3 protein-coding genes and 1 pseudogene are annotated in these 4,508 nt (G+C 75.7%); 1 reads left to right on the plus strand and 3 read right to left on the minus strand.

Annotation, left to right across the window (positions count from 1 at the left end; all coding sequences use genetic code 11):
• The 3 genes and pseudogenes from KV557_RS43900 to KV557_RS41410 all read right to left on the minus strand — a co-directional run.
• Positions 1-156 (minus strand): annotated as a pseudogene (locus KV557_RS43900) (ABC transporter ATP-binding protein); the annotation flags it as partial.
• A gap of 245 nt (positions 157-401) precedes the next feature.
• Positions 402-2,537: a restriction endonuclease gene (locus KV557_RS44720; RefSeq protein WP_218207283.1), complete on the minus strand. Its 2,136-nt coding sequence runs from the start codon at positions 2,535-2,537 to the stop codon at positions 402-404.
• Between the two features lie 133 nt (positions 2,538-2,670).
• The gene (locus KV557_RS41410; RefSeq protein ID WP_218207284.1) at positions 2,671-3,309 is read right to left on the minus strand and encodes a maleylpyruvate isomerase N-terminal domain-containing protein; all 639 of its coding nucleotides are present in this window, start codon (positions 3,307-3,309) and stop codon (positions 2,671-2,673) included.
• Between the two features lie 126 nt (positions 3,310-3,435).
• Between KV557_RS41410 and KV557_RS44725 the strand changes: the two genes are divergently transcribed.
• On the plus strand, positions 3,436-4,371 hold the full coding sequence (locus KV557_RS44725; RefSeq protein WP_218207285.1) for a DUF2797 domain-containing protein: 936 nt from the start codon (positions 3,436-3,438) through the stop codon (positions 4,369-4,371).
• The last annotated feature ends 137 nt before the right edge of the window (positions 4,372-4,508 follow it).

Raw genomic sequence — 4,508 nt, forward strand, 5'->3', positions numbered from 1 at the left:
GCCGGAGGGGCCCATGATGGCGGTGAACTCGCCCTGCGGGAAGGCCACGCTGACGTTGTCGAGGGCGACGACGCGGGTCTCCCCCTCCCCGTAGACCTTGTTCAGGCCGGTGGCGCGGGCGGCCGCCAGACCGGTGCGGACGGCGGTTGCGGGGATCGTCACGAGGGCTCCTGGGGACGGGAACGGATTTTCGGGTTCCGTCCTATCCTTCCAAGTACTTCGAACCCGATTCGTATGTCCCGCGGAGGGGAGGCCCCCGCCGTCCCGGCGGTCCGGCGGGGAGGCCTCTCCTTCTCAGGTATGACGCTGATCCCTGAGCCTGCGCATCGACGCCTGCCTTCGACGCCTGCGCATCGACGCCTGCGCATCGACGTTTGCCTTCGACGCCTGCTGGACGTCTGCTATTCGACGGCGACGCCGAACGCCCCGGCGAGCCCGGCCAGGCCGTTCGTCACCGCCGCGCCCGAGGGCTTGAACTGCCAGCCGGCGCCCGCGCGTTGGAACGATCCGACGAGCATCGCGCTGTCCGGTACACCCCCGGTGGGGGCCGTCCACTGCTCCGGGCCCGCCGCCCCCGGGGCGTAGGCGCCGGCCAGCGCCAGCCCGTGCACGTACCCGAGCGGCAGGGCGGGCGGCTCCTCCTCCTCGGTCGAGACGGCGATCACCACCTCCTCCACCGCGGGCGCCAGCCGGGCCAGGTCCAGGGTCAGCCGGGCGGCGCGGATCGGATCGCCCGGCACCGAGCGGGTCGGGTGCAGGCGGACGGCGCCGTCCGGGTCCTGCGGGTTGTTGAAGAACACGAAGTGCTCGTCGCTCAGCACCCGGCCGGCGGCGCACAGGAAGGCGGTGACGTCCAGCTCGACCGCGTCCCCGCCCGCCGTCCGGCTGCGCCAGGCCAGCTCGATGCTGCTGTGACGGTCCGTCGGCTCGGCGTCGGTCTCGTGCTGCTCCGCCTGCGGGCCGCCGCCGAGCCGTCCGCGCAGACCCTGCTCGGCCAGCAGCTCGACCAGCTCCGGGCCGCTGACCAGCGACAGCGGCTTGTTGCGGATGTACTCGTACGAACCCGGGCCGAAGCCCGCGGTGGTCACCAGGATGCCCTTGATCGCCCCGTGGTGGCGCACGGTGGAGTCCAGGTCGCGGACGGCGGTGGGGGAGACGGTGTGCCGGTAGCGCTTCGCCTGGATCACGATCCTGCCGCCGGTCACCGGGTCGAGGTCCTCGGCGACCACGTCCACCCCGACGTCACCGCTGCGGGCGGTCGTCATGACGCGGAAGCCGCGCAGCCGGAACAGCTCGGCGATCAGGTTCTCGAACTCGATCGGGTCCATCTCGAACAGGTCCGGGTCGTCCTCGCCGCCGTGCCCGGCCAGGCTCCCGCCCACCGTCTCCGGCAGCCGGCCCGGCCGCACCTCGTCCAGCCGCTCCGGCCGCGCCGACAGCGTGCCGCCCAGGCCCTGGAAGCACTCCACGGGCGCCACCCGGTCCAGCGCCAGGCCGGCGAAGTCCGCCCGCGCGGCGGACAGCGTGGACAGGAAGCGCTCCGACTCCCGGCCGGTCGCCGGGTCAATGCCGCGGACGAAGCCGTTCAGCACCACCGAGTCCAGCATCCCGTCCCGGTCCGCGCGGAACAGCTCCGCGGCCACCCGCAGCGCCGTCTGCGCCAGCACCTCCCGGTACAGCGCCTTGCGCTCCGTCGCCGGGCGGGCCACCTCGGCCTCGCGGTCGTCCGTCTTCACGTACCGCACCCGGGCCGCCGCCGGCACCACGTCCGGGCCGGGCAGCTCCCAGTTCACCACCAGCTGGCGGGTCGGCGCCTCCCAGGCCGCCACCAGCCGGTGCGGGAAGCCCTCCGGCCAGGCGGCGGAGGCGTACAGCCCGGCGGTGAAGTACTCCTGCACCGCCTCCGGCTCGCCCCCGCGCAGCCGGCGCAGCAACTCCTCGGTACGGGCGGTGCGCTCCTCGTCCTCCCGGCGGTGCCGGGCCACCCGCTCCAGGTACTCCTGGTGGCAGGTGGCCAGCCGGCGCTGCCGGTCCGCCTCCTGCGCCTGCGCGGCGTACCAGTCCTGCTCGAACCGGGCGCGGGCCTGGGCGACGTACTGCTCGTACCGCTGCCGCACCCCCGAATTGCGGGCCTGCTCCGGGTCCGGCGGGGGCACGAGGTAGTCCGCCTGATCGGGCATCGCGACGGGCACGCCGAGCGGGCCCGGGTCGAACGGCGGCACCGGGCGCGGGGCCAGCAGCGCCTGCGGACTGAACGCCGGCTCCCGCAGGCCGGCCGCCAGCAGGCCGCGCAACTCCTCCACCCGGGCGTCCAGTTCGGCCGTCCGCCGGGCCGCCTCCGCCTCCCGCAACTGCTGGTAGGCGCGCTGCGCCTCCCGCTCGTTCCGGGCCGCCGCCCGCTGCGCCTCCCGCAACTCGCGCTCCCGTCGGCGCTCCTCCGCCGCCTGCGCGCGCCAGCGGGCCTCCTCCCGGCGCTGCTGCTGTCGCTGCGCCTCCGCCCAGACCGCCAGCACCCCGTCGTTCCGCCGCCCCGCCACGTCCACCCCTTCACTCCACGCCGCCACCGGCGCCCGCCACAATAGAACGTGGACACCCCACCGGGCCAAGCCCCCTGACCTGCGGTGCCGGTCAGGGGGCTTGGCCCGGGCAGCTCCTTCGCCCGGCGGCCCGTTACGCCCGCACCTCGGCGTGCCAGCGCCACTCCGTCCGTACCGGGCGGCCGGGCAGGGCGGTGCGGCCCGTCGCCCACAGGAGGGTGGGCCAGGGGGCGTTGGCCGGGTCCACCGTGACGTCGGGGAAGAGACGGGTCAGGACGCGGTGGCAGAGGTCCGCCGGGGGCTCCCAGGGGAGGCCGAGGCCCTGGGCGATGTCGTGGAGGTGGACCAGGAGTTCGACCAGGCTCATCGCCACGAACCCGGCCGGGTCGGCGAGGCCCCACGGGTGGTAGGCGCGGGTGTCGGGCGAGGCGGTGCGCGCGATGGCGACCATCAGCCCGCCGCTCGCCTCCAGGACCTCGACCAGGCCGTCCGCTCCGGCCTCCTGCTCGGCGCGGACGAAGTTGTGCGGGCCGCCGGGGAACTGGCGGGTCGCCAGGAACGGAACGTACCGGTCGCGTGGCGGCGCGGCCGGTCCGAGCTGGGCCGCGTAGGCGAGGAGGTCGTCGGCGAGGTGCTCGACGGTGCTCCAGCAGTCCCAGCCGATCGACCCGGCGGGGCGGGACCAGTCGGCATCTGCGGGCGCGCCGCGCAGCGTGGCGGCGGCGAGCCGGAGGGCGAGGGCGAGGTCGTCCGGGGTGGGGGTGTCGTTCATGATCGGGACGCTAACAGCGACCCCGGCCTGCCCGGAACGGTTTTCCGCACCCCGCCTTCGACGGTGGGGCGGGGTGATTGTCAGAGGCAGCCGGTAGCCTCACTGGTCCGACGGGAGGGACACGACGTGACGACCGCACCACAGCAGCCGGACCGGCCCGGCGGCTGGATCTCCACCGGCCTGAGCTGGCACGACGGCCGCGCCCTGCTCGGGGCCGTGCGCGGCACCCGGGTGCACGAGCGTGCCGTCACGCCCGGCGCCGAGGTCGGCTGGCTGCTCGGCGGGCCGCGCCGCTGCACCGGGGCCTGGCTGGCGGGCGCCACCGAGCGGACCTCGTGCCCGCACCACGCCGCGATCGATCCGGCCGGCGGCGCCGTCCAGTGTCCGGCCTGCCAGAGCGTCGACCGGGGCCTCGCCCTCGCCCGGGACCAGATCCTCGACGACGGCCGCACCTACCTGCTCTACCTGGCCTGGTTCGGCGACGGCCTGCTCAAGGTCGGCCTCACCGCCGAACAGCGCGGCGACAGCCGGCTGCTCGAACAGGGCGCGCTGGCCTACGTGTTCACCGCGCGGGGCGGCCTCCCGGCGATCCGGCGCGCCGAACTCACCGTGGCCGCCTCGGGCCTGGCCCGCGAACGCTTCAAGAGCCGCACCAAGGCGGACCGCTGGTGGGGGCACGGAGACGCCCCGCACCGCCGCGCCGTCCTCACCGACGCCCGCGCGCAGGCGCACCGGCTGCTGCACGGCCACGCCCTGGAGCTGCTCACCGACCGCCCGGTCACCGACCACGTCGACCGCTTCGGGCTGGCCGGCGGCGCCCCGGAGGTGTACCGGCAGATCGGCGGCCTGGCCGACGGGGCCGTCATCACGGGCACCCTGCGGCCCCCGGTCGGCCGTCACCTCTTCCTCGACCAGGCCGACGGCTCCGGCCCGCTGCTCCTCGACACCCGGCTGCTCACCGGCTGGACGCTCACCGCCGTCACCGGCCGCGCCACCGTCGGCGTGACACTGGAGGAACGCGTCCGCCCGCCGGAACCGGACACCCAGGAGGCGCTGTTCTAGCTTCTGGAAGCCGTTAGCCCAACCGGCTGCGCACCCCACCCGGCCCCGAGCGCGCCCGGCGCGACAGCGGCGGCCGGGACGGCCGGACGTCGGAGCGCGCCGCCGGCTCGCCGTCCGCCGCCCGCCGGGCCGAGATC

The sequence above is a fragment of the Kitasatospora aureofaciens genome, from assembly GCF_019192735.1.
Lineage (GTDB): Bacteria > Actinomycetota > Actinomycetes > Streptomycetales > Streptomycetaceae > Kitasatospora > Kitasatospora aureofaciens_A.

What these genes read in the sequence shown, in the direction of transcription:
- KV557_RS41410 (WP_218207284.1), bottom strand. Translation starts at nt 3,309, where the DNA reads ATGAACGACACCCCCACCCCGGACGACCTCGCCCTCGCCCTCCGGCTC.